Source organism: Pseudomonas sp. TE36184 (genome assembly GCF_054060055.1).
This window is the reverse complement of record NZ_JBSSCU010000001.1, coordinates 3,888,201-3,910,181: the sequence shown is the minus strand read 5'-3', so window position 1 is coordinate 3,910,181 and position 21,981 is coordinate 3,888,201. Positions and strand designations below refer to the sequence as shown.

At 61.9% G+C, this 21,981-nt stretch carries 24 protein-coding genes; 9 read left to right on the top strand and 15 right to left on the bottom strand.

What is annotated here, in order from left to right; all coding sequences use genetic code 11:
- Positions 1-245 precede the first annotated feature (245 nt).
- Complete coding sequence (locus ACVWZP_RS17625; RefSeq protein ID WP_017849722.1) at positions 246-1,010, top strand: SDR family oxidoreductase; 765 nt, start codon at positions 246-248, stop codon at positions 1,008-1,010.
- Positions 1,011-1,150: 140 nt separating this feature from the next.
- On the opposite strand, the gene ACVWZP_RS17620 is transcribed toward ACVWZP_RS17625, so the two are convergent.
- From ACVWZP_RS17620 to ureE, 5 genes are all read right to left on the bottom strand, one after another.
- Positions 1,151-2,272 carry an AGE family epimerase/isomerase gene (locus ACVWZP_RS17620; RefSeq protein WP_026140378.1) on the bottom strand — a complete coding sequence of 374 codons (1,122 nt, stop codon included), beginning with the start codon at positions 2,270-2,272 and terminating at the stop codon, positions 1,151-1,153.
- A gap of 196 nt (positions 2,273-2,468) precedes the next feature.
- Positions 2,469-3,041 (bottom strand): HupE/UreJ family protein, encoded by a 573-nt coding sequence (locus tag ACVWZP_RS17615; RefSeq protein WP_046384881.1) that lies wholly within the window; start codon positions 3,039-3,041, stop codon positions 2,469-2,471.
- Positions 3,042-3,063: 22 nt separating this feature from the next.
- Positions 3,064-3,678 carry an urease accessory protein UreG gene (gene ureG / locus ACVWZP_RS17610; protein WP_017849719.1) on the bottom strand — a complete coding sequence of 205 codons (615 nt, stop codon included), beginning with the start codon at positions 3,676-3,678 and terminating at the stop codon, positions 3,064-3,066.
- Between the two features lie 9 nt (positions 3,679-3,687).
- Positions 3,688-4,362 (bottom strand): urease accessory protein UreF, encoded by a 675-nt coding sequence (locus ACVWZP_RS17605; RefSeq protein ID WP_261754563.1) that lies wholly within the window; start codon positions 4,360-4,362, stop codon positions 3,688-3,690.
- On the bottom strand, positions 4,359-4,859 hold the full coding sequence (ureE, locus tag ACVWZP_RS17600) for an urease accessory protein UreE (RefSeq protein WP_017849717.1): 501 nt from the start codon (positions 4,857-4,859) through the stop codon (positions 4,359-4,361). The genes ACVWZP_RS17605 and ureE overlap by 4 nt, the downstream gene beginning before the upstream one ends.
- Positions 4,860-5,197: 338 nt before the next feature.
- Between ureE and ACVWZP_RS17595 the strand changes: the two genes are divergently transcribed.
- Positions 5,198-5,704, top strand: coding sequence for a C40 family peptidase (locus ACVWZP_RS17595; RefSeq protein ID WP_026140377.1), 507 nt, complete (start codon positions 5,198-5,200; stop codon positions 5,702-5,704).
- Between the two features lie 4 nt (positions 5,705-5,708).
- Here ACVWZP_RS17595 and ACVWZP_RS17590 read toward each other — a convergent pair whose 3' ends face one another.
- Together ACVWZP_RS17590 and ACVWZP_RS17585 are read right to left on the bottom strand one after the other, a co-directional pair.
- A complete protein-coding gene (locus ACVWZP_RS17590) occupies positions 5,709-6,341 on the bottom strand; it encodes a TetR family transcriptional regulator (protein ID WP_046384878.1) in 633 nt (210 codons plus the stop codon).
- A 160-nt stretch (positions 6,342-6,501) separates the two neighbouring features.
- Positions 6,502-6,873 (bottom strand): hypothetical protein, encoded by a 372-nt coding sequence (locus tag ACVWZP_RS17585; RefSeq protein ID WP_079442732.1) that lies wholly within the window; start codon positions 6,871-6,873, stop codon positions 6,502-6,504.
- Between the two features lie 358 nt (positions 6,874-7,231).
- On the opposite strand from ACVWZP_RS17585, the gene ACVWZP_RS17580 reads away from it, so the two are divergent.
- From ACVWZP_RS17580 to ACVWZP_RS17570, 3 genes are all read left to right on the top strand, one after another.
- Positions 7,232-9,301, top strand: a complete 2,070-nt coding sequence (locus ACVWZP_RS17580) for an AsmA family protein (protein ID WP_079442733.1) — start codon at positions 7,232-7,234, stop codon at positions 9,299-9,301.
- A gap of 110 nt (positions 9,302-9,411) precedes the next feature.
- A protein-coding gene (locus ACVWZP_RS17575; protein WP_199918165.1) for an IS3 family transposase occupies positions 9,412-10,631 on the top strand; the annotation gives its coding sequence in 2 pieces (ribosomal slippage) (positions 9,412-9,757 and positions 9,757-10,631; 1,221 coding nt in all).
- Between the two features lie 295 nt (positions 10,632-10,926).
- Complete coding sequence (locus tag ACVWZP_RS17570; protein ID WP_046384875.1) at positions 10,927-11,283, top strand: hypothetical protein; 357 nt, start codon at positions 10,927-10,929, stop codon at positions 11,281-11,283.
- 55 nt (positions 11,284-11,338) lie between these two features.
- Here ACVWZP_RS17570 and ACVWZP_RS17565 read toward each other — a convergent pair whose 3' ends face one another.
- On the bottom strand, positions 11,339-11,869 hold the full coding sequence (locus tag ACVWZP_RS17565) for a ferritin-like domain-containing protein (RefSeq protein ID WP_046384874.1): 531 nt from the start codon (positions 11,867-11,869) through the stop codon (positions 11,339-11,341).
- A gap of 176 nt (positions 11,870-12,045) precedes the next feature.
- On the opposite strand from ACVWZP_RS17565, the gene ACVWZP_RS17560 reads away from it, so the two are divergent.
- Positions 12,046-12,936 (top strand): esterase/lipase family protein, encoded by an 891-nt coding sequence (locus ACVWZP_RS17560; protein ID WP_046384873.1) that lies wholly within the window; start codon positions 12,046-12,048, stop codon positions 12,934-12,936.
- A gap of 112 nt (positions 12,937-13,048) precedes the next feature.
- Here ACVWZP_RS17560 and ACVWZP_RS17555 read toward each other — a convergent pair whose 3' ends face one another.
- Complete coding sequence (locus tag ACVWZP_RS17555) at positions 13,049-13,936, bottom strand: DMT family transporter (RefSeq protein WP_057006068.1); 888 nt, start codon at positions 13,934-13,936, stop codon at positions 13,049-13,051.
- Between the two features lie 144 nt (positions 13,937-14,080).
- On the opposite strand from ACVWZP_RS17555, the gene ACVWZP_RS17550 reads away from it, so the two are divergent.
- A complete protein-coding gene (locus ACVWZP_RS17550; RefSeq protein WP_017849707.1) occupies positions 14,081-14,380 on the top strand; it encodes a PsiF family protein in 300 nt (99 codons plus the stop codon).
- A gap of 174 nt (positions 14,381-14,554) precedes the next feature.
- The gene (locus ACVWZP_RS17545) at positions 14,555-15,568 is read left to right on the top strand and encodes an AI-2E family transporter (RefSeq protein WP_046384871.1); all 1,014 of its coding nucleotides are present in this window, start codon (positions 14,555-14,557) and stop codon (positions 15,566-15,568) included.
- Positions 15,569-15,707: 139 nt separating this feature from the next.
- On the opposite strand, the gene ACVWZP_RS17540 is transcribed toward ACVWZP_RS17545, so the two are convergent.
- Positions 15,708-16,976, bottom strand: a complete 1,269-nt coding sequence (locus tag ACVWZP_RS17540) for an Hsp70 family protein (protein ID WP_017849705.1) — start codon at positions 16,974-16,976, stop codon at positions 15,708-15,710.
- 288 nt (positions 16,977-17,264) lie between these two features.
- On the opposite strand from ACVWZP_RS17540, the gene ACVWZP_RS17535 reads away from it, so the two are divergent.
- The gene (locus tag ACVWZP_RS17535) at positions 17,265-18,209 is read left to right on the top strand and encodes a DnaJ C-terminal domain-containing protein (RefSeq protein WP_046384870.1); all 945 of its coding nucleotides are present in this window, start codon (positions 17,265-17,267) and stop codon (positions 18,207-18,209) included.
- Positions 18,210-18,363: 154 nt separating this feature from the next.
- Here ACVWZP_RS17535 and ureC read toward each other — a convergent pair whose 3' ends face one another.
- The 5 genes from ureC to ACVWZP_RS17510 form a co-directional block, all read right to left on the bottom strand.
- On the bottom strand, positions 18,364-20,064 hold the full coding sequence (ureC, locus tag ACVWZP_RS17530) for an urease subunit alpha (RefSeq protein WP_046384869.1): 1,701 nt from the start codon (positions 20,062-20,064) through the stop codon (positions 18,364-18,366).
- 113 nt (positions 20,065-20,177) lie between these two features.
- Positions 20,178-20,483: an urease subunit beta gene (locus ACVWZP_RS17525; protein WP_017849702.1), complete on the bottom strand. Its 306-nt coding sequence runs from the start codon at positions 20,481-20,483 to the stop codon at positions 20,178-20,180.
- Complete coding sequence (locus tag ACVWZP_RS17520) at positions 20,480-21,013, bottom strand: GNAT family N-acetyltransferase (protein WP_256823525.1); 534 nt, start codon at positions 21,011-21,013, stop codon at positions 20,480-20,482. Before ACVWZP_RS17520 ends, ACVWZP_RS17525 begins: the two co-directional genes overlap by 4 nt.
- Before the next feature lie 5 nt (positions 21,014-21,018).
- Positions 21,019-21,531, bottom strand: a complete 513-nt coding sequence (locus ACVWZP_RS17515) for a GNAT family N-acetyltransferase (protein WP_046384868.1) — start codon at positions 21,529-21,531, stop codon at positions 21,019-21,021.
- Positions 21,532-21,540: 9 nt separating this feature from the next.
- A complete protein-coding gene (locus ACVWZP_RS17510; protein WP_010213535.1) occupies positions 21,541-21,843 on the bottom strand; it encodes an urease subunit gamma in 303 nt (100 codons plus the stop codon).
- Positions 21,844-21,981 lie beyond the last annotated feature (138 nt).

Below are 21,981 nucleotides of genomic sequence, written 5' to 3'. Positions count from 1 at the left end.
GCAAAACCGCCTGAAAGCCTTGTACACAGCGGCTCTGGGCTTTTTGCACTTGCCCCCAAAGACTGTGGGCGCAATTGTGGATAACCTGCGCGCATATGGCTGCAGGCCACGGTGTGTAAGGCTTTGCGTGGTTTGGTTAAAAACTGATCAGGTGTGCATGGCGTGATGTGCATAGCGGTTGCCGCGACGACGGTGTAAGGGCATTCTGCTGGCTTATTTTTTCCGATGCCCGCAAGGAGAACACCATGTCCAACACGCTGTTTATTACTGGCGCAACTTCAGGTTTCGGCGAAGCCTGCGCCCGTCGGTTTGCCGAAGCTGGCTGGAAACTGGTGCTCACCGGTCGTCGTGCCGAGCGTCTGAACGCGCTGGTCGAAGAGCTTTCCAAGCAGACCGAAGTACACGGCCTGGTGGTGGACGTGCGTGACCGCCAAGGCATGGAAGCGGCGATTGCCGGCCTGCCGCCCGCGTTCGCCAAGCTGCGCGGGCTGATCAACAACGCCGGCCTGGCCGTGGGCACCGATCCCGCGCCCAAGTGCAACCTCGACGACTGGGAAACCATGGTCGACACCAACATCAAGGGCCTGCTGACCACCACCCACCTGCTGTTGCCGCGCCTGATCGCCTATGGCCGCGGTGCCGGGATCATCAACCTGGGCTCCATCGCCGGCAGCTACCCGTACCCGGGCAGCCACGTGTATGGCGGCTCCAAAGCGTTCGTGAAGCAATTCTCGCTGAACCTGCGCTGCGACCTGCAAGGCACCGGCGTGCGTGTGACCAACATCGAGCCAGGGCTGTGTGAAAGCGAGTTCTCCCTGGTGCGCTTCGGCGGCGACCAGGCGCGCTACGACGCCACCTACGCCGGCGCCGAGCCGATCCAGCCGCAGGACATCGCCGACACCATCTTCTGGGTGCTGAACACCCCGGCGCACGTCAACATCAACCGTCTTGAGCTGATGCCGGTGAGCCAGAGCTGGGCCGGGTTTGCGATTGAGCGTGGGGCCAAGTAAGGCGTTAGACCGAGTCGCCTGCATCGGGGGCAAGTCGAATCGTCGCACCGCCCCTCCCACACTGAATTGGGTTCACACATTTTGATGTGTGAACCCATTCAAATGTGGGAGGGGGCTTGCCCCCGATGAGTCCCTGAAGGTCAGCCGAGAACCTTGACCAACCCCTGATAACAGGTCGCCAGATGATACGGCGTGGTCGACGGCATATCCCGTCGGCTCACGCTGCCCTGGGCATCCAGGCATTCATTCCAGCCCTTGGCATGCAGGAAGTGCTGCTGCAACGCGAGCAACTGGCGCTGCAGCACGGCTTCGCTGCCCGGCCGCAAGGTCAGTGCGCGCAGGTATTCCGCCTGGGCCCAGATGCGTTGGGTGCCGTCGCGCACGCTGCCGTCCAGGGCGAGCATGCCGCTGACCGCGCCAGTCCGGTTATCCACACCCGTTTGCTCGGCATAGGCAAAGGCCCGCGTCAGCGAAGCATGCAGCGGCGTGCCGCGCAGCACGTCGGAAGACTCAAGCAAGAAGAACCACTCGAACTGGTGCCCCGGCTCAAACCAGTTATCCACAGCGCCCAGCGGTTTTTCCATCATCACGCCGTGCTGGCGCTCGATGAAACGCTGCTGCATGGCCGTCGCCAAGGCCAGCAATGCGGTTTGCACCGCGGCGTCTTCACGCACCGCCAGGGTGGCTAGGAAGCCTTCCGCCAGGTGCATCAGCGGGTTTTGCAATGGGCCGGACTTGAGGGACGACCAATTACGCTCCAGCACCGCCTCGTACAGGCCATCGCCGCTGGCGAAACGTTGGGCGACCACTTCCAGCGCCGCATTCAACACCGACTCCACCAGCGGTTCGCGCACCTTGGCCCAGTAATGGGCGCAGGCGAAGATGATGAACGCGTGGGTGTAGAGGTCCTTGCGCTTGTCCAGCGGCTGGCCGGCGGGGTCGATGCTGTAGAACCAGCCGCCGTGCTCGGCGTCGTGGAAATGCCGTTGCAGCGAGCGGAACAACACGGCGGCGCGTTCTTCGGCAAAGGCTGCGCCGGGTTCGCCGATCAGGCTGGCGAACAGGTACAACTGCCGGGCACAGGCCATGGCGCGGTAGCGTTGCGGCGGCAGCGGCCGGTGGTCGGCGTCCAGCGCCTCGTAGGGCAGCGCCAGCTCGGCGTTCCAGCCCGGGCCCTGCCAGAGCGGCACGATCAGGTCATGGAAGTGCGTGAGCACGGCATTCAAGGAAGGCTGAAGGGCGGAGCTTGGAGCGATGGGCATCGGCTGGCGTCGTCACGGCAGGGGTGTAGGCGCGCATGGTAGCAGGCTTGGGAACGGTGGTGTCTGCGCCACCGCTATCGGGGGCACGCCCCCTCCCACATTCGACCGAGTTCCAACTTTGGAATGCAAGCGAATGTGGGAGGGGCGGTGCGACGATTCGACTTGCCCCCGATGAGGCGCTTAATCGCGCCGCAAATCAGCCAGCCAGCAACCAAACCCCGGTCGCCGCCGAAGCCGCCCCGGCAACCCGCACCAACGGCGCCGCCGCAGTCGGCAGCCAGCGCACCACGGCATAACCGGCAGCGTGCAACACAGCGGTGGCGCCGACAAATCCGGCGGCATACGCCCAAGGGCTGGACATGTCCGGCAGCTCCAAGCCATGGGCCACGCCGTGGAACAGCGCGAACAACGCCGTCGCCCCCAGCGCCACGAACAACGGCGGGCGCACCGCCAGCGCCACCGCCAGGCCCAGGGCCAGCACCGACGCGGCAATCCCGCTTTCCAGCGCCGGCAACGCCAGGCCTTCAAAGCCCAACAGGCCGCCGAGCAACAGGGTGGCCACGAAGGTGCAGGGCAGCGCCCAACGCGCCGCGCCTTTTTGCTGGGCGGCCCACAAGCCGACCGCCAGCATGGCCAGCAAATGGTCGAGACCGCCCAATGGATGGCTGATACCCGCCACCAGGCCGTTGTCGCCGTGACCCGGGTGGGCGAAGGCCAAGGCGGGTGCGAGCAGCAGGGCGGCGGTGGCGAAGAGTTTTTTCAGGCGCATGGACAGGTTCCTTATGGGTTGATCAGGCTGCAGTCAGCAGGCCCTGGCGTTCGATGAAGGCGACGATCTCATCCAGGCCGACGCCGGTTTTCTGGTTGCTGAACACAAAGGGTTTACCGTTGCGCATGCGTTGGGTGTCGCTGTTCATCAGTTCCAGCGAGGCACCGACCAAGGGCGCCAGGTCGATCTTGTTGATCACCAGCAGGTCGGATTTGCAGATGCCGGGGCCGCCCTTGCGCGGCAGTTTATCGCCGGCGGACACATCGATCACATAGATGGTCAGGTCCGACAGTTCCGGGCTGAACGTCGCCGACAGGTTATCGCCGCCCGACTCCACCAGGATCAGGTCCAGGCCGGGAAAGCGCCGGTTGAGTTGGTCCACCGCTTCCAGGTTGATCGAGGCGTCTTCACGGATCGCCGTGTGCGGGCAGCCGCCGGTTTCCACACCGATGATGCGCTCGGGCGCCAGGGCCTGGTTGCGCACCAGGAAGTCGGCATCTTCGCGGGTATAGATGTCGTTGGTGACCACCGCCAGGTTGTAGCGATCACGCAAGGCCAGGCACAGGGCCAGGGTCAGGGCGGTCTTGCCGGAGCCCACCGGGCCGCCGATGCCGACACGCAGAGGTTGTGTGTTCATGTGCTTCTCCTAGGAACGGAACAGGCGGCTGTACTGGCGCTCGTGGGCCATGCACGCCAGGGACAGGCCGAACGCGGCGCTGCCGAAATGGTTGGGGTCGATGTGGCTGGCGTCCTGCTGGGCGTGTTGCAGCAGGGGCAGCAGTTCACTGGTCAGGCGTTGGGCGGCCTGCTGGCCGAGCGGCAGGGTTTTCATCAGCACGGCCAGCTGGTTTTCCAGCCAGCTCCACAGCCAGGCGGCGAGGGCGTCGTCGGGGCTGATGCCCCAGGCGCGTGCGGCCAGGGCCCAGCCCAGCGCCAGATGCGGCTCGGCGTGTTGTGCGAGAAAATCACGGGCCGCGTCGTCCAGTTCCGGCAGGCCGTTGAGCAGTTGCAGTAGGGAGTACCCCATCTGCCGGCTCTCCTGATACAGCTCGCGGGTCTCGCGACTGGCGCGGTGTTCCTCGCACAGTTGCGTCAGCTGCGACCAATCGCCGGCCACGGCGGCGCGGCAATGCGCGAGCAACAGCGGCGCTTCGAAGCGGGCGAGGTTGAGCAGCAACTGGTCGCTGATCCAGCGGCGGGCGCCGGCCGCGTCTTTGACGCGGCCATTCTCCACGGCCATTTCCAGGCCCTGGGAATAGCTGTAGCCGCCAATCGGCAATTGCGGACTGGCCAGACGCAGCAGCGCCCAGGCTGGGTTCATAAACGCACGCCGAACTGATGCAGCTTCGGCGGGTAGTTGAAATCTTCATCGCCATGGCGTGAATGGTGGTGGCCGCCGCCGTAGGCCCCGTGTTCCGGCTGGAATGGCGCTTCGAGGGTTTCGGTCCGCGCGCCCAGCTGTTCAAGCATGGCCTTGAGCACGTAATCATCCAGCAGGCGCAGCCAGCCGTCGCCTACTTGCAAGGCCACGTGGCGATTGCCCAGGTGATACGCGGCGCGGGTCAGTTCAAATGCATTGCGACAGGTGACGTGCAGCAGTTGTTCAGGGCGCGCGCAGACGCGTACTACACGTCCGTCTTCAGCCTGTAGGAACTCGCCATCGTGCAGCGGCGGCTGGCCACGCTCCAGGAACAGGCCGACGTCTTCGCCGTCGGCACTGAAACAGCGCAGGCGGCTTTTGCTGCGTGCTTCGAAGTTCAGCAGCAACTCGGCGGCCCAGAGGGCTTGCGGGGCGATTCGGCGGTGGATCACCAGCATCAGAAGGCTTCCAGCTATGAGCGATAAGAGAGCTAGAGCAAGGGGCTTGCCAATCCCGCGCAGGAGTAGGAATTCCCTGAAGGCGAGCGCAGCGATGCCACCGAATAGGGCGTCAGTCAGCGCCTTTATGCCTCAATTTGGTGCGAGTCTGGAGGTGTGGCACTGGATGGGGGCGTTGTGTGTGGATGTGGTGTGCGGTTTTGCATGAAATTTCTCTCATCTAATTCGCACTGGTGTTTTTTCAGATTTCTCCTACGCGGTATCCGGATTCCGCGTTCAAAAAGTTACGCGCTGTTTCTTTAGGATTTGCGCCGTCTTAACACCACGGCGATTCATCAATGTTCAAGTCACTTTTCTTTTTAATCCTTTTCAGTCTTTCCTGTGTCATCTCATCGGCCTCGGCCAACCTGAAACCCCAATCGACATTCGGCTCTTCGTTGCCAGGTGTTCCAACGTCTTCGGTGGCGAATGTGGTCGACCGCGCCCATGCCCTGCTGGGCACCCCGTACAAATGGGGGGGCACCTCGGCCGAGCAAGGGTTTGATTGCAGTAGTTTCCTGGTCTACCTGTTCAAGACCGAAGCCAACATTCACATCCCGCGCACGACGGCGGCGATGCACCGTTCAACGGCTGCGACCGTCAAGCGCAACGAGCTCAAGCCGGGGGACGCGGTGTTTTTCAAAGGCAACGGGCGCGGTCAGGTCAGCCATGTGGGGCTGTATATCGGCGAAGGGAAATTCATTCATTCGCCGCGGGCCGGCAAGAATGTGCGGATCGATTCGCTGAGCAACAATTACTGGAACAAGAACTACACCGGCGCCAAGCGTTTCCACACGGCGGGTTGACGGCTTACTCGGTGCTGCCGAGGCCCTGCCAGTGCTTGAGGCCAATGAAGATGAAGCGCAACTGTTGGGTGATTTTCGCCTGGGGCGTGAGGTGGGCGGGCAGCGCGTGGGCGGGCGGGTCGATGATGTCGGGCAGGGTGGCGAACACACTTTTGACGATCAGGTCGGCCATCACGTGCAGGCCGTCGGCGTCCAGGTGCTGGAGCTTGGGCATCAGGGTCAGGTCGGCGGCCAGGTCACTGGTGATGTCTTCGCGCAGCGCGCCGATGGCTTGGCGCACAGCCAGACAGCCACCGTACTGTTCGCGGGCCAGGAACAGGAATTGCGAGCGATTGGCCGCGACCACATCGAGGAAGATCCGCACGGACGCATCGATAATGCCGCCCATCATGAATTCGTTGTGGCGCACCAGGCGGATCGTGGCACGGAAGGTCTGGCCGACTTCGCTGACCAGCACCAGGCCCAGTTGGTCCATGTCGGCAAAGTGACGATAGAACCCGGTGGGCACGATCCCGGCTGTCTTGGCCACTTCCCGCAGGCTCAGGCTGCCGAACCCGCGGCCACACTCCATCAGATGGCGGGCAGCGTCCATCAGGGCGAGGCGGGTCTGTTGCTTCTGTTCGGCACGGGGCAGCATGGCGGGCGGGCTTTGTCGGCAAGTACAGCGACGCACTCTAGCAAAACCGCTTCATAGACGTCGAACTTGGCAGGGCATTGCGGCGTGGATGCGTGACACGTTGTGCAGAAAGTCAAAAGCCCGATCCAGGGATCGGGCTTTTTTCCGGGCCACCACAGGCTTAGCTCTGAGCTTGATGCAGGTCTTGCAGACGGTCGGCACCGCCTTCAGCAACACCTTCTGTATAGGCACGTTTGTTGGCGAGTTCAGCACCACCTTCAACCAGGCCTTTTTCTTCCAGGCGGTTGTGGCCGTTTTCGGTCACGCCTTCGGTGTAAGCGCGTTTGTTGGCTTGTTCCGAACCATTTTCAGCAACGGCGCCTTTGGCGTAGTCACGGTTCTCTTGTTCTTGCGACCCGCTACGGGCGAGGGTTTGGCTGAATTGAACGGCATCGGCTTTGGCTTGTGGGATCGCTTGTTCAGCGGCCGGCAGGGCAAAGGCACTGGATGCCAGGACGGACAGCAGCACGGTAGCGAGTACTTGGCGTTTCATGATCGGTTGCTCCTTGGGAGGGCGATTAAGTGGGTACGGGGCTAATGCTACTCTCGATAAGTCGATATAAAAGTTCATAAACCCAATGGTAATAATCAACGGAATTGATTGTTCCCATGGGAGGCTCTAAGTCGAGCCTCTCAAGCCCGCGGTTTTGCACCGTGCTGGGTATTTTCGACACGCGCCTGGGTAACAATGGTGCGCTGGAGTGGGATAAATCTGTCGAAGTGGTCAGAAAAATGGATTTTTTCCGGCAAAACGTTGATTGGGTTAAACCCCGGGAGGGTTTGCCAGTCCTAGCTGTATAAGCTGTCTCAAGGGCTGTGACTCAGCCAGTCGTATTCAGGAGCTCTGTGCAATGACGCGCACTCGTAAAATCGTCGCTTGGTGCTGCGCCAGCATCGTTCTATCAATCGCCGTGGTGGTGTTGTTTTTGCTGTTCTTCGACTGGAATCGCATCAAACCGCCGCTCAATGCCAAGGTTTCCGAAGAACTGCATCGACCGTTCGCCATCAATGGCAACCTGGCGGTGGTGTGGCGCCGTGAACTGGACGAGGGCGGTTGGCGTGCCTGGGTGCCCTGGCCCCATGTCATTGCCGAAGACCTGAGCCTGGGCAACCCCGACTGGTCGAAAACCCCGCAGATGGTCACGCTCAAGCGTGTGGAGCTGCGTATCTCGCCATTGGCCTTGCTGGTGCAACGCGTGGTGATCCCGCGTATCGACCTCGTCGAACCGAGCGCCGAGTTGCAGCGCCTGGCCGATGGGCGCGCCAACTGGGTGTTCACATTCGATCCCAAGGACCCTAACGCCGAACCCTCCGCCTGGGTGGTAGACATCGGTGCCATCGGCTTCGACAAGGGCCACGTGACCCTCGACGACCAGACCCTCAAAACCCAACTGGACGTGATCATCGACCCGCTGGGCAAACCCATCCCGTTTGGCGAAATCGTCGGCGATGCGGATGCCAAAAAGGTCTTGGAAAAAGGCGCGGCCCCCCAGGACTATGCGTTCGGCCTCAAGGTCAAAGGCCGTTACCACGGGCAGACACTCGACGGCAGCGGCAAGATCGGCGGCCTGCTCGCCTTGCAGGACGCGGCCAAGCCGTTTCCGCTGCAAGCCCAGGTGAACGTCGCCGACACCCGCATCGCCGTGGCCGGCACCCTGACCGACCCGCTCAACCTCGGTGCCCTGGACCTGCGCCTGAAACTCGCCGGCGCCAGCCTGGGCAACCTGTACCCGCTGACCGGCGTCACCCTGCCGGACTCGCCGGCCTATTCCACCGATGGGCGCCTGATCGCGCAACTGCATCAAGCCAGCGGCGCGACGTTCCGCTACGACAACTTCAACGGCAAGATCGGCGACAGCGACATCCACGGCAACCTGGCCTACGTCGCCAGCCAGCCGCGGCCCAAACTCAGCGGCACGCTGGTGTCCAACCAACTGCTGATGGCTGACCTTGCGCCCTTGATCGGTGCCGACTCCAACGCCAAGCAAAAAGCCCGTGGCGGGATGAGCAAGCAACCGGCGACCAAAGTGCTGCCGGTGGAAGCGTTCCGCACCGAGCGCTGGCGTGACATGGATGCCGACGTGGAATTCACCGGCAAACGCATCGTCCACAGCACCGACTTGCCCTTCACCGATCTCTATACGCACTTGGTGCTGACGGATGGCGAACTGAGCCTGCAACCCCTGCGGTTCGGCGTGGCCGGCGGCAAGCTCGATGCACAGATCCGCCTGAACGGGCGCATCACGCCGATGGAAGGCCGCGCCAAATTGACCGCGCGCAACTTCAAGCTCAAACAGTTGTTCCCGACCTTCGAGCCGATGAAAACCAGCTTTGGCGAACTCAACGGCGATGCCGATATTGCCGGGCGCGGCAACTCGGTGGCGGCGTTGCTGGGCTCGGCCAACGGTGACCTGAAGATGCTGATCAACGACGGCGCCATCAGCCGAGGCCTGATGGAAATCGTCGGGCTCAACGTAGGCAACTACGTCGTCGGGCGCCTGTTTGGCGACAAGGAAGTGAAGATCAACTGCGCGGCGGCCGACTTCGGCATCAAGACCGGGCTCGCGACCACGCGCTTGTTTGTGTTCGATACCGAGAACGCCATCGTCTATATCGATGGCACGGCGAACATGGCTTCAGAGCAGCTCGACCTGACCATCACCCCGGAGTCGAAAGGCTTCCGCCTGTTCTCGCTGCGCTCACCGCTGTATGTGAACGGTCCGTTCATCAAACCGAATGCCGGCGTGAAAGCCATCCCCCTGGCACTGCGTGGCGCCGGCATGGTCGCGCTGGGCGTGATCGCCGGCCCGGCTGCCGGGTTGCTGGCACTGGTCGCGCCGAGCGGCGACGTGCCCAATCAGTGCGCGCCGTTGTTGCAGCAGATGAAGGAAGGCAAGGCGCCGAAGACCGTGAAAGGTTGATTCGGCGCAGTCGTAAGAAAGGGCGCCCCCTAGGGGCGCCTGAACGAGCCCCATGAAAGACAGGACACCGTTTCCCCCTTACGATAAGGGATAGGCAAACGGGTATGTTTATGACTAACAGCAACGATAAGGGTGGTGAGCTGCTCGGCCAGGAACGCCGACGCCGCTGGAGCACCGACCAGAAGCTGGCCATGGTTCGCGAGAGTCTTGAGCCGGGGCAAAGCGTGTCCGTGGTGGCCCGACGCAACGGCATCAACGCCAATCAGCTGTTCCTGTGGCGCAAGCTGTACCAGGACGGAAGTCTGTCGGCGGTCAGTGCTGGCGAAGCCGTTGTACCGGCGTCGGAACTGACCGATGCGCTCAAGCAGATCCGCGAATTGCAGCGGATGCTGGGCAAGAAGACGATGGAAGCCGAAGTCCTAAAAGAGGCCGTGGAGATTGCGCGGTCGCGAAAATGGATTGCGCACTCACCCTTGTTGCCGGGGGACGACCAGTGAAACTGGTCAGCAAATGTCTCGGTGTGTCGCGCTCGCAACTAACGGTTCGAATCAAGCAATCGGTATCGCCCAAAGTACGGCGACTTCGGCTCGTGAACGATACGGAATTGGTCGCTGAGATCAAGCAGCAAGTCAGCGAGCTACCAAGCTATGGCTACCGCCGCGTTTGGGGCTTGTTACGCCGCGAACGTGAAACCCGGTCGCGGCCACCGATCAACGTAAAGCGGGTCTATCGCGTCATGCGCGACCACAATCTGTTGCTGGAACGACGCATCAAGCAACCTGGCGTGCAACGCCGGCATGAAGGCCGCATCGCCGTTCAAACCAGCGACACTCGTTGGTGCTCGGACGGCTTCGAGTTCCGCTGTGACGATGGTGCGAAGTTGAGTGTAACTTTTGCTCTGGACTGCTGTGACCGAGAAGCCATCGGCTGGGTCGCCAGCCCAACAGGCTACAGCGGTGATGACATCCGAGACTTGATGTTGGAAAGCGTGGAGAAGCGTTTTGGCGATCAACTGCCAAGCACACCGGTGCAGTGGCTGAGCGATAACGGCTCGGCTTATATCGCCGAGCAGACGCGTCTGTTTGCTCGCCAGATCGGCTTACAGCCGGTAACTACACCGGTGCGAAGCCCCCAGAGCAACGGTATGGCAGAGAGCTTCGTGAAGACGATCAAGCGTGATTACGTTGCGCATATGCCCAAACCGGATCGAGAAACGGCGCTGCGCAATCTGACGATTGCCTTCGAGCATTACAACGAGCAGCATCCGCACAGCGCGCTGAAATATCGGTCACCAAGAGAGTTTAGGCGCTTGGCAGCAGCATCAATTTAACGGGGAGTTGGTGTCCGGTTTGATAGGGGCAAGTCCAGCGCCTTTTTTATGTCGGTGCTGTAAGTGTGCTCTTGGTCTTGCGTAGTTCATTTCTGAAACAGCAAATCCGCCCCTGATTCCCCTTATACCTCCTGCGGCGCCTTCTTATAGTCGGCGGTCACAGTCACTTGGAGGTGGACGCGATGCAGGAGCCTTATGTGTTTATCGCCATAAAGGGCGTAGCCGTGGGCGCTTTAGGTAGCCACACCGGTGAGCAAATAGGCTCCCTCCTTTACCAAGTTTCAGGGAGTGGGCAATGACGCTTGAGTCCATGGGGATAGTCTCGGGGGTTATTATGATGCTGAGTTTCCCTATATCTTTTTATTCTATGTATACAAAGCTGGAAGAGGCCGAGAGCTATTTGCGGTTCAGCACATTTATAGTGATGTTCAAGCACATGTTCAAAGCCGGATTGTTTGAGGGGAGGATGAAGAGACTCTTCGCTGTCGCCCTTGTTATTCTTATGCCCGCGGCTTTTCAATGGAGACGTTTAGTACTCGTTGAAGATGTGAAAGCTATTCCCATAAGACTCAAACTCTGGATGGTCATGCCCTTCCTGCTCACACTGTTTTCCATCACTGGAATGGTCCTGTCATGGTTTCTGACGAACTGACGGTCAAAAGGGGAAGCGGTCTAATCCGCTTCCCCCTTTTTAGACGCGCAGCCATTTACAGACTTTCGAGAATATCCGCCATGTCATCCGCATGCTCTTCTTCCTGAGCCAGGATTTCTTCGAACAGGCGGCGGGTGGTCGGGTCTTTGTCACCGATGTACTGGATGATTCCACGGTAGCTGTCGACCGCAATCCGCTCGGCGACGAGGTCTTCGTAGACCATTTCCTTCAAATTGTTGCCGGCCACGTATTGCGCATGGGCGTTCTTCGATAGCAGGTCCGGGTTGAATTCCGGCTCGCCGCCCAACTGCACGATACGTTCGGCGAGTTTGTCGGCGTGTTCGGCTTCCTGGGTCGCATGTTCGAGGAATTCTGCAGCGGCGATCTGCGCCTTCACGCCGCTGGCCATGAAGTAGTGACGCTTGTAGCGCAGCACGCAGACCAGTTCGGTGGCCAGCGAGGCATTGAGCAGGCGAATAATCTCTTCGCGGTCGGCGTCGTAGCCTTCGGTCACGGCGCCGTTTTCGACGTTCTGGCGGGCGCGTTGGCGCAGGGTCGCAACGTCAGTCAGGTTTGCTGCAGTCATCTCAACCTCCTGGGGCTAATCCGGTTTTACGCCACGCTCTGTCGGCGTGATCGCTCCAAGTTGTGAGTCGTGGGCGGGGCAAAAAGTTTTATTGGATTTGCCGGCAGATGTCATCAGCCCGTCGCCGGATTGGGTTAGCCTGCGCTCATCCTTTCTTGATCAAGGACGTTCGCTTCATGTCGCAGTCGTTAGCCACGCGTTACCCCTTGGTGCTGGTGCCGGGCATGCTGGGGTTTGTGCGCCTGGGATTGTTTCCTTACTGGTACGGCATCGTCCCGGCGTTGCGGGCCGGCGGGGCGCAGGTGTTTGCGGTGCAGGTGGCGCCGCTCGATTCCAGCGAGGTGCGTGGCGAGCAGTTGCTCGCGCAGGTCGAGCGGATTCGCCGCGAAACCGGTGCCGACAAGGTCAACCTGATCGGCCACAGCCAGGGTTCGCTCACTGCGCGCTATGCCGCGGCCAAATGTCCGCAGTGGATCGCCTCGGTGACGTCGGTGGCCGGCCCCAACCACGGTTCGGAGCTGGCGGATTATTTCCACACCCATTACCCCCGGGGCAGCCTCAAAGGCCGGATGGTCAGCGCGCTGTTTCATCTGGTCGCCGCCGTCATGAGCCTGCTGGAGACCGGCTACCGAGGCCCGCGCTTCAAGGCTGACCTGCACGCCTCGCACCAGTCGCTGACCAGCGCCGGCGTGGCGGTGTTCAATCGTGAGTATCCCCAGGGATTGCCGCCGACATGGGGCGGGCAGGGCGCCGCAGAGGTCAATGGTGTGCGCTATTACTCGTGGTCCGGCACCTTGCAGCCGGGTAAGACCGATCGCGGGCGCAACCTGCTCGATGGCACGAATCGCAGTTGCCGCTTGTTCGCCCGCAGCTTCGTGCGCGAGAAAGGCCAGTGCGATGGCATGGTCGGGCGCTACAGCTCACACCTGGGCACGGTGATCGGCGATGACTACGCCCTCGACCATTTCGATATCGTCAACCAGTCGCTGGGGCTGGTGGGCAAAGGCGCGGAGCCGATCCGCTTGTTCGTCGAGCATGCGCAGAGGCTCAAGGCGGCTGGGGTGTAGGAGATGCACCGCGTTATCGTTCATCGCGGGCAAGCCCCCTCCCACATTGGACCGCGTTCGCCCTGGCGCCTCGGTCCACTGTGGGAGGGGGCTTGCCCCCGATAGCGATAGCTCAGGCAACGCCCAGCTTACGCCCGACCGGCGTAGTCCAGCGCTCCGACAAAATCACCCCGCCCAACGTCAGCAGCCCGCCCACCAGGTGATACAGCGCCAACGCCTCCTTCAACACCAGCGCCGCGATCAGCGCGGTAATCAGCGGCAGCAGGTTGAAAAACAACGTGGTGCGGCTCGGCCCCAGGGTTTTCACCGAGTGCATCCAGGCCAATGGTGCGAGCATCGAGGCCAACAGGCAGGCGTACAGCACCAACGGAATATTCGCCCAGCCCAACCCGGCTTTTGCCGAGTACAGAAACAGCGGAAACAGCACCACCACGGCCACCAGCACCTGCAGATACAGCAACACCAACGGCGGCAGGCGCAGCTGCCATTTTTTCAGCAAGGTGCTGTAGACCGCGTAGGCCAGTGTGGCGACCAGCATCATCGCGTCGCCCAGGTTGACCCCGTGTTGCAGCAGCGTGCCCAGGCTGCCGGACGACACCACCACCGCCACGCCAGCGAACGACAGCACCGCGCCGCTCAGCGCGCCGAAGGTCAGGCGTTGGCCGAGGCTGATGATCGCCGCCGTCAACGCCATCAATGGCATCAGCGACAGGATGATGCCCATGTTGGTGGCGCTGGTCAGCGACGCGGCGTAATAGGCCAGGCTTTGATACACCGCCATGCCCAGCACGCCGAGGATAAAAATCTTGCCCAGGTTCGGGCGGATGATCGGCCACTGGGCAATCACCGGCTTGAGCATGAACGGGGTAAACAGCAGCGCCGCGAGCAACCAGCGGTAGAAGCCGATTTCAGCGGGGAAGATCGAACCCACGGCCAGTTTGTTGACCACGGTGTTGCCGGCCCAGATGAAAATGGCCAGCAGGGGATACGCGTATTGCATTGAAAACAACCCAAGGTGTTGGTGAGACGGGAGTATGGCGCAGTACTGACGGGCGAACATCCGTAGTCGGTGAAGATGTTACAAGGTTTGGCTACACTCCTCGGTAGGCCGCGCCCTCCGGCGCGGTAACAGGGAGAAAACTCCATGAAGATGCTGCGAATTCCGTTGTTGATGATGGGCCTGCTGCTGTGTTCCCAAGGCTTTGCCGCTACCGCCCAGCAAAATAAAATGACCACCTGCAATGCCGAGGCCACCACCAAGACGCTCAAAGGCGACGAGCGCAAAGCGTTCATGAAAACCTGCCTGTCGGCGCCCGCCGCCAATGATGCGAAGACGCTGACCCCGCAGCAGCAGAAGATGAAAGATTGCAATGCCTCGGCGAAAACCAAGGCGCTGACCGGCGATGCGCGCAAGACGTTCATGAGCACCTGTCTCAAAGGCTGATCGCGCGTTCGCGCTCGCTGAAGATCAAATGTGGGCGGCTGGCTGGGGCCCCCCGGTCTACCTGAAGGGCCAGCCCGCTCCCACGCTTGATCGCATTGACTACCGATCCACTCGCTTGATTGCCTCAAGGCTGGCAGACTGCCCATCCTTTAACGCCGTTCGTTTTGAGGCTGTATGCCAACGTTTTCTCAGCGTCACGTGTTATTGCTGGCCAGTTACATCATCATTTTCGGCGGATTACTGCTGGTTCTGCCGCTGAAGTTGCTGCCCAGCCTGCTGGCCGGGCTGTTGGTATTTGAACTGGTCAACATGCTTACCCCTCAACTGCAACGGCTGATCGAAGGTCGGCGTGCGCGCTGGCTGGCCGTGGCCTTGCTCGGCACCCTGATCGTCAGCGTGTTGACCCTGATCTTTGCCGGCGCGATCAGCTTCCTGCTCCACGAAGCGGAAAACCCCGGGGCCTCCCTCGACAAATTCATGGGCGTGGTCGACCGCGCGCGCGGCCAGCTGCCGCCGTTCCTCGACGCTTACCTGCCCGCCAGCGCCGCCGAATTCCGGGTGGCCATCGGCGACTGGATCAGCAAACACCTCAGCGATCTGCAATTGGTGGGCAAAGATGCCGCCCACATGTTCGTCACCCTGCTGATCGGCATGGTGCTCGGCGCGATCATGGCGCTGCAACGCATCCCCGACCTGACCAAGCGCAAACCCCTGGCTGCCGCGCTGTTCGATCGTCTGCACCTGTTGGTCCAGGCGTTTCGCAACATCGTCTTCGCACAAATCAAGATCGCTGCCCTCAACACCGTGTTTACCGCCGTGTTCCTCGCCGTGGTGCTGCCGCTGTGCGGGATTCACCTGCCGCTGACCAAGACCCTGATCGTGCTGACCTTCCTGCTCGGCCTGCTGCCGGTGATCGGCAACCTGATGTCCAACACCCTGATCACCATCGTCGCGCTGTCGCTGTCGATCTGGGTCGCGGTGGCGGCGCTGGGGTATTTGATCGTGATCCACAAGGTCGAGTACTTCCTCAACGCGCGCATCGTCGGCGGGCAGATCAGTGCCAAGTCGTGGGAATTGTTGTTGGCGATGCTGGTATTCGAAGCCGCGTTCGGCCTGCCGGGGGTGGTGGCGGGGCCGATTTACTATGCGTACCTGAAGAGTGAGCTGAAGCTCGGCGGGATGGTCTGAGGAGGGAGGACACTGCTCTGCTGTAGGAGCGAGCTTGCTCGCGAAAAACCCAAGAGCGCCGCGCGCCGTCAGACAGCCCGCGTTATCGTTGGCGTCCTTCGCGAGCGAGCTCGCTCCTACAGGGGGCAGTGCGACGGTATCAGCTGCCGTAGCGCTTACTGGCCTCGATCGCCAACCCGCTGCCGATACTGCCGAAGATATTCCCTTCCACATGCCGCGCATTCGGCAGCATCGCCGAGATGCTGTGGCGCAGCGCCGGAATGCCGCTGGAACCGCCGGTAAAGAACACCGTGTCCACCTGCGCCACATCCACCGACGCGTCGCTGAGCAATTGGGTGACGCTGTTGCGCACGCGCTCCAGCAGCCCGTCGATGGCCGACTCGAACAACGTGCGGCTCAGGTCTACGCTCAAGCCCGGCTCAACCCGGTCGAGCAGCACATGACGGCTGTCTTCGTGGGTCAGCTGGATCTTGGTTTCTTCGACTTCCATCGCCAACCAGTGCCCGGCCCGCTGTTCGATCAGCTTGAACAGGCGGTCGATGCCGCCGGTGTCTTCGATGTCGTAGCGCATGCTGCCCAGGGCCAACTGGGATTTTTGCGAGTACACCGAGTTGATGGTGTGCCAGGTGGCCAGGTTCATGTGATGGCTGGTGGGCATGTACGCGCCGCTTTTCATGCGGCTGCCGTAGCCGAACAGCGGCATCATGCCGGCCAGCGAGAGTTGTTTGTCGAAGTCGGTACCGCCGATGTGTACGCCGCCGGTGGCGAGGATGTCGTCGTGGCGGTTGTCGTTGTGGCGACGGTCCGGCGACAGGCGCACCAGCGAGAAGTCCGAGGTACCGCCGCCGATGTCGACAATCAGCACCAGCTCTTCTTTTTCGATGGTGGACTCGTAGTCGAAGGCCGCGGCAATCGGTTCGTACTGGAACGAGATGTCCTTGAAGCCGATCTTGCGCGCCACGTCGACCAAGGTGTTCTCGGCTTCCTGGTCGGCCATCGGGTCGTCATCGACGAAAAACACCGGGCGACCCAGCACCACTTCTTCGAACTCGCGGCCGGCGGTGGCTTCGGCGCGGCTCTTGAGTTGGCCGATAAACAGCGCGAGCAAGTCGGTGAACGGCATCGCGGTGCCCAGCACGCTGGTGTCGTGCTTGATCAGCTTGGAACCCAGCAGGCTCTTGAGCGAGCGCATCAGCCGGCCTTCGTAGTTCTCCAGGTATTCGTGCAGCGCCAGGCGACCGTAGACCGGGCGGCGCTCCTCGAAGTTGAAGAACACCACCGACGGCAAGGTGATTTTGTCGTCCTCCAGCGCGATAAGCGTTTCCATGCCGGGGCGAATCCAGCCGACGGTGGAGTTGGACGTGCCGAAGTCGATGCCGCAGGCACGGGCTGGGGATGGGTTTTTCATGTCTATCGGGTTCCGGTTGAAAAACGGCCGCGCAGTGTATGCCACCCGCGTGCAGATGCGTAGGCCGACGATCTGTTAAATAGCCGGCGGCGCGCCTTGAAAGAGCGGGGTTTGCCCCCAACTTGTCCAGCATACGGTCGGCGGCTGCAAGGTTATTCGTGCGGTGCCGATAAACTACTCAGACGCATCCATCGGCTTGGGATTGAGTTCAGTCAATCCAAACGCTGCAAACCGGCGCATGCTGTGCCCTTGGCTGTGCGATATCGATGACGGAGGGTGACCCCCCAGATGGACTTTAAAGACTATTACAAGATCCTTGGCGTGGAGCCGACAGCGGACGACAAGGCGATCAAGGCCGCCTATCGCAAGCTGGCGCGCAAATATCACCCGGACGTGAGCAAGGAAAAAGACGCCGAAGCCAAGTTCAAGGACGCGTCCGAAGCCTATGAAGCGCTGAAAAGTGCCGACAAGCGTGCCGAGTACGACGAGTTGCGCAAATACGGCCAGCATGGCCAGCCGTTCCAGGGCCCTCCGGGCTGGCAGAGCCGTGGCGGCTATGGCGGCGGCCAGGACACGGGCGACTTCTCGGACTTCTTCAGTTCGATCTTCGGCGGGCGCGGCGATGCGTTCGGCGGCGGTCAGCGCCGCAGTACCGGGCGCAAGGGCCAGGACGTGGAGATGCAACTGTCGGTGTTTCTTGAGGAGACGCTGTCGACCGAGTCCAAGCAGATCAGCTTCCAGGTGCCGCAATACGACGCCTCGGGCCGGCATGTCAGCAACACCACCAAGAGCCTGAACGTGAAGATCCCTGCCGGGGTGACCGACGGCGAGCGCATCCGCCTCAAGGGCCAGGGCGCGCCGGGCGTTGGCGGCGGGGCCAATGGTGATCTGTACCTGATCGTCAAGTTTGCGCCGCACCCCAAGTTCGAGGTCGAAGGCGAAAACCTGGTGATCACCGTACCGGTGGCACCGTGGGAGCTGGCGTTGGGCACCGAAGTCGCGGTGCCGACCCTGACCGGCAAGATCAACCTCAAGGTCCCGGCTGGCAGCCAGAACGGCCAGCGCATGCGCGCCAAGGGTCATGGCCTGCTGAACAAGAGTGGCCAGCGCGGTTACCTGTTCATCCAGCTCAAAGTGGTGATGCCCAAAGAAGCCAGCGAGGAGGTGCTCGGGTTGTGGAAGGCGCTGGCCGACAGCGCCGCCTTCGATCCGCGCAAAGGCTGGAACGCCTGACCCTCCCGGGCGACTGTCTTGCAGAGTTCGGCCCAGGCCCGTGGGGGCCATGAATAAGCTGCTCATTTTTACAATGAGGCGCTATTCATGGCCCACGCTCAAGCCCCACTCCCTCCCGGCGATAGGGCGCCGCGCCAGCGTGGCGTAGGGCGCGTCAGAACAGAAAGTAGCGCTGCGCCATCGGCAGCACATCCGCCGGCTCACACCACAGCAACACGCCGTCGGCCTTGACCTGATACGTCTGCGGGTCCACCTCGATGTGCGGCAGGTAGTCGTTGTGGATCAGGTCGGTTTTCTGCACGTCGCGGCAGCCCTTGACCACTGCGATCTGCTTCTTCAGGCCCAAGGCTTGCGGCAAGCCGGCGTCCGCGGCGGCCTGGCTGATAAAGGTCAGGCTGGTGGCGTGCAGGGCGCTGCCGAAGCTGGCGAACATCGGCCGGTAGTGGACCGGCTGCGGCGTGGGAATCGAGGCGTTGGCGTCACCCATCAGGCTTGAGGCAATCGCGCCGCCCTTGAGGATCAGCGTCGGCTTGATGCCGAAGAACGCCGGCCGCCACAGCACCAGATCAGCCCATTTGCCGACTTCGATGGAACCGACGATATGGCTGATGCCATGGGTGATCGCTGGGTTGATGGTGTACTTGGCGATGTAGCGCTTGGTCCGGAAGTTGTCGTTGCCAGGGCCGTCGCCGGGCAGGGCGCCGCGCTGTTTTTTCATCTTGTCGGCGGTTTGCCAGGTGCGCGTGATCACTTCGCCGACGCGGCCCATGGCCTGGCTGTCGGAGCTGATCATCGAGAACGCGCCGAGGTCGTGCAGGATGTCTTCGGCGGCGATGGTTTCGCGGCGGATGCGGCTTTCGGCGAAGGCCACGTCTTCGGCGATGCTCGGGTCGAGGTGATGGCAGACCATCAACATGTCCAGGTGCTCGTCGATGGTGTTGCGCGTGAACGGCCGCGTCGGGTTGGTCGAGCTGGGCAGTACGTTGGGGAAGCCGCAGGCCTTGATGATGTCCGGTGCGTGGCCGCCGCCGGCGCCTTCGGTGTGGTAGGTGTGGATGGTGCGGCCCTTGAGCGCGGCCAGCGTGGTTTCGACGAAGCCGGACTCGTTGAGGGTGTCGCTGTGGATCGCCACCTGCACGTCGTATTGGTCGGCGACGCTCAGGCAGTTGTCGATGCTCGCGGGCGTGGTGCCCCAGTCTTCATGCAGCTTCAAACCGATGGCGCCGGCCTTGACCTGTTCGATCAACGGCTCCGGCAGGCTGGCGTTGCCCTTGCCGGTGAAACCGATGTTCATCGGGAACGAGTCGCTGGCCTGCAGCATGCGCGCCAGGTGCCACGGGCCGGAGGTGCAGGTGGTCGCGTTAGTGCCGGTGGCCGGGCCGGTGCCGCCGCCGATCAGGGTGGTGACGCCGCTGGTCAGCGCTTCTTCGATCTGCTGCGGGCAGATGAAATGCACATGGCTGTCGATGCCGCCGGCGGTGAGGATCATGCCTTCACCGGCGATCACTTCGGTGCTGGCGCCGATGGCCATGGTCACGCCGGGCTGGATATCCGGGTTGCCGGCCTTGCCGATGGCGTGGATGCGGCCGTTCTTGAGGCCGACGTCGGCCTTGACGATGCCCCAGTGGTCGATGATCAGCGCGTTGGTGATCAACGTGTCGACCACTTCATGGGCGAGCAATTGGCTCTGGCCCTGGCCATCGCGGATGACCTTGCCGCCGCCGAATTTGACCTCTTCGCCATAGACGGTGAAGTCCTGCTCCACTTCGACGAACAACTCGGTGTCGGCCAGGCGGACCTTGTCGCCGACGGTGGGGCCGTACATGTCGGCGTAGGCTTGGCGGCTGATTTTCATGTGTGGTTGCCCTGAAAAATTTATGTTGAATGTGAGTCAGCTATCGGGGGCAAGCCCCCTCCCACATGGGAATGCATTCCAACTGTGGGAGGGGGCTTGCCCCCGATGAGGCCCTAAAGGTCGCCCATGATCCGCCCGGCAAACCCGAACACCCGCCGCCCACCGCCGAAGTCGACCAACTCGACCTCACGGCTCTGCCCCGGCTCGAAGCGCACCGCGGTGCCCGCCGGGATATTCAGGCGCATGCCGCGGCTCAATGCGCGGTCGAAGGTCAGCGCGTCATTGGTCTCGAAAAAGTGATAGTGCGAGCCCACCTGGATCGGCCGGTCGCCGCTGTTGGCCACGCTCAGGCTGACGGTGCGGCGGCCGACGTTGAGTTCGATGTCGCCAGGCTGGATCTGAAATTCACCAGGAATCATGCAGGTTGCCCCAGGGTCTTGTAGTAGATGGCGGTCGGGCTGTAGCGCCCGTCCGGGCTTTGGCAGTAATCGGGCAGTTCACCGACCTTGGTGTAGCGCAGCGCCTGGTAGAAGGCTTCGGCCTCGGAGCCGGCTTCGGTGTCCAGGTACAGCAGGCCGCGCTTGTGTTGGCGCGCGGCGAGTTCCAGGGCGTGCATCAACTGGTGGCCCAGGCCATGGCGGCGGGCGCTGCTGTGGACCAGCAGTTTTTGCACTTCGGCGCGGTTCAGACCGTTGGCTTTCTGGCACAGCGCCAGTTGCACGCTGGCGATCACGCGCTCGTCGCGCACCACCACCCACAGCAACAGGCTGGCGTCTTTGATGCTCGCTTGCACGCCGTGCAAATACGCACGCGCCTGGGCCTCATCGAAGTCGGCCATGAAGCCGATCGACGCGCCGTGCCTGACCGCATCCAGCAACAGCTCGATCAAGCCCTGGCGATAGTGGGCAAAACTTTCAGCATTGACTCGACGCAGTTGCGCGGCGTTCATCGATCTCACTCCTGGGGCGGTTCGGCGCCCGGATTCAAGGTCAGTTGCATAAAGGTCAGGTCGAGCCAGCGGCCGAATTTGATGCCCACTTGCGGCATCTGCCCGGTGGTGCTGAAACCCAGGCGCTCATGCAGGCGGAGCGAGGCCTGGTTGCCGCTTTCAATGGCGGCGACCATCACGTGTTTACCGCCGGCGCGCGCGCGTTCGATCAGGGTTTGCATCAGGCGTGGGCCGAGGCCTTTGCCGCGCTGATCGTTGCGCACGTACACCGAGTGCTCGACGCTGTAGCGAAAACCCTCGAAGGGGCGCCAGTCGCCGAACGAGGCGTAGCCCGTCACTTCGTGGTTTTCCACCGCGACCAGGATCGGGTAGCGCTGCGCCTGGCGCGCAGTGAACCAGGCCAGGCGGTTAGCCAGATCCACCGGCTGTTCGTTCCAGATCGCCGTGGTGTTCAGCACCGCGTCGTTGTAGATGTCGCGGATCGCTGGCAGGTCTTGCTCGGTTGCATCACGAATCATGGCTGGGCCTCACGCGATGGGTTGGTGGACGGTCACCAGTTTGGTGCCATCGGGGAAGGTGGCTTCCACCTGGATATCCGGGATCATCTCCGGGATGCCTTCCATCACCTGCTCGCGGCTGAGCAGGGTGGTGCCAAAGTGCATCAGGTCGGCCACGGTACGGCCGTCGCGGGCGCCTTCCATCAGCGCGGCGGAGATGTAGGCGATGGTTTCCGGGTAGTTGAGCTTCACACCGCGCGCCAGGCGCCGTTCGGCAACTAAGCCTGCGGTGAAGATCAGCAGTTTGTCTTTTTCCCGTGGGGTCAGGTCCATGGTTCAAGGTCCTTCATAAAATGCATTCTTAAATACAATGGAGATCAAGTGTGGGAGGGGGCTTGCCCCCGATAGCAGAGTGTCAGGCAATGCATCTGTAACTGACCCACCGCCATCGGGGGCAAGCCCCCTCCCACA

Excerpts from the sequence above, each read along its gene's own strand:
- ACVWZP_RS17625 (WP_017849722.1), top strand. The coding sequence starts at position 246 with ATGTCCAACACGCTGTTTATTACTGGCGCAACTTCAGGTTTCGGCGAA.
- ACVWZP_RS17620 (WP_026140378.1), bottom strand. The coding sequence starts at position 2,272 with ATGCCCATCGCTCCAAGCTCCGCCCTTCAGCCTTCCTTGAATGCCGTG.
- ACVWZP_RS17615 (WP_046384881.1), bottom strand. The coding sequence starts at position 3,041 with ATGCGCCTGAAAAAACTCTTCGCCACCGCCGCCCTGCTGCTCGCACCC.
- ureG (WP_017849719.1), bottom strand. The coding sequence starts at position 3,678 with ATGAACACACAACCTCTGCGTGTCGGCATCGGCGGCCCGGTGGGCTCC.
- ACVWZP_RS17605 (WP_261754563.1), bottom strand. The coding sequence starts at position 4,362 with ATGAACCCAGCCTGGGCGCTGCTGCGTCTGGCCAGTCCGCAATTGCCG.
- ureE (WP_017849717.1), bottom strand. The coding sequence starts at position 4,859 with ATGCTGGTGATCCACCGCCGAATCGCCCCGCAAGCCCTCTGGGCCGCC.
- ACVWZP_RS17595 (WP_026140377.1), top strand. The coding sequence starts at position 5,198 with ATGTTCAAGTCACTTTTCTTTTTAATCCTTTTCAGTCTTTCCTGTGTC.
- ACVWZP_RS17590 (WP_046384878.1), bottom strand. The coding sequence starts at position 6,341 with ATGCTGCCCCGTGCCGAACAGAAGCAACAGACCCGCCTCGCCCTGATG.
- ACVWZP_RS17585 (WP_079442732.1), bottom strand. The coding sequence starts at position 6,873 with ATGAAACGCCAAGTACTCGCTACCGTGCTGCTGTCCGTCCTGGCATCC.
- ACVWZP_RS17580 (WP_079442733.1), top strand. The coding sequence starts at position 7,232 with ATGACGCGCACTCGTAAAATCGTCGCTTGGTGCTGCGCCAGCATCGTT.
- ACVWZP_RS17570 (WP_046384875.1), top strand. The coding sequence starts at position 10,927 with ATGACGCTTGAGTCCATGGGGATAGTCTCGGGGGTTATTATGATGCTG.
- ACVWZP_RS17565 (WP_046384874.1), bottom strand. The coding sequence starts at position 11,869 with ATGACTGCAGCAAACCTGACTGACGTTGCGACCCTGCGCCAACGCGCC.
- ACVWZP_RS17560 (WP_046384873.1), top strand. The coding sequence starts at position 12,046 with ATGTCGCAGTCGTTAGCCACGCGTTACCCCTTGGTGCTGGTGCCGGGC.
- ACVWZP_RS17555 (WP_057006068.1), bottom strand. The coding sequence starts at position 13,936 with ATGCAATACGCGTATCCCCTGCTGGCCATTTTCATCTGGGCCGGCAAC.
- ACVWZP_RS17550 (WP_017849707.1), top strand. The coding sequence starts at position 14,081 with ATGAAGATGCTGCGAATTCCGTTGTTGATGATGGGCCTGCTGCTGTGT.
- ACVWZP_RS17545 (WP_046384871.1), top strand. The coding sequence starts at position 14,555 with ATGCCAACGTTTTCTCAGCGTCACGTGTTATTGCTGGCCAGTTACATC.
- ACVWZP_RS17540 (WP_017849705.1), bottom strand. The coding sequence starts at position 16,976 with ATGAAAAACCCATCCCCAGCCCGTGCCTGCGGCATCGACTTCGGCACG.
- ACVWZP_RS17535 (WP_046384870.1), top strand. The coding sequence starts at position 17,265 with ATGGACTTTAAAGACTATTACAAGATCCTTGGCGTGGAGCCGACAGCG.
- ureC (WP_046384869.1), bottom strand. The coding sequence starts at position 20,064 with ATGAAAATCAGCCGCCAAGCCTACGCCGACATGTACGGCCCCACCGTC.
- ACVWZP_RS17525 (WP_017849702.1), bottom strand. The coding sequence starts at position 20,483 with ATGATTCCTGGTGAATTTCAGATCCAGCCTGGCGACATCGAACTCAAC.
- ACVWZP_RS17520 (WP_256823525.1), bottom strand. The coding sequence starts at position 21,013 with ATGAACGCCGCGCAACTGCGTCGAGTCAATGCTGAAAGTTTTGCCCAC.
- ACVWZP_RS17515 (WP_046384868.1), bottom strand. The coding sequence starts at position 21,531 with ATGATTCGTGATGCAACCGAGCAAGACCTGCCAGCGATCCGCGACATC.
- ACVWZP_RS17510 (WP_010213535.1), bottom strand. The coding sequence starts at position 21,843 with ATGGACCTGACCCCACGGGAAAAAGACAAACTGCTGATCTTCACCGCA.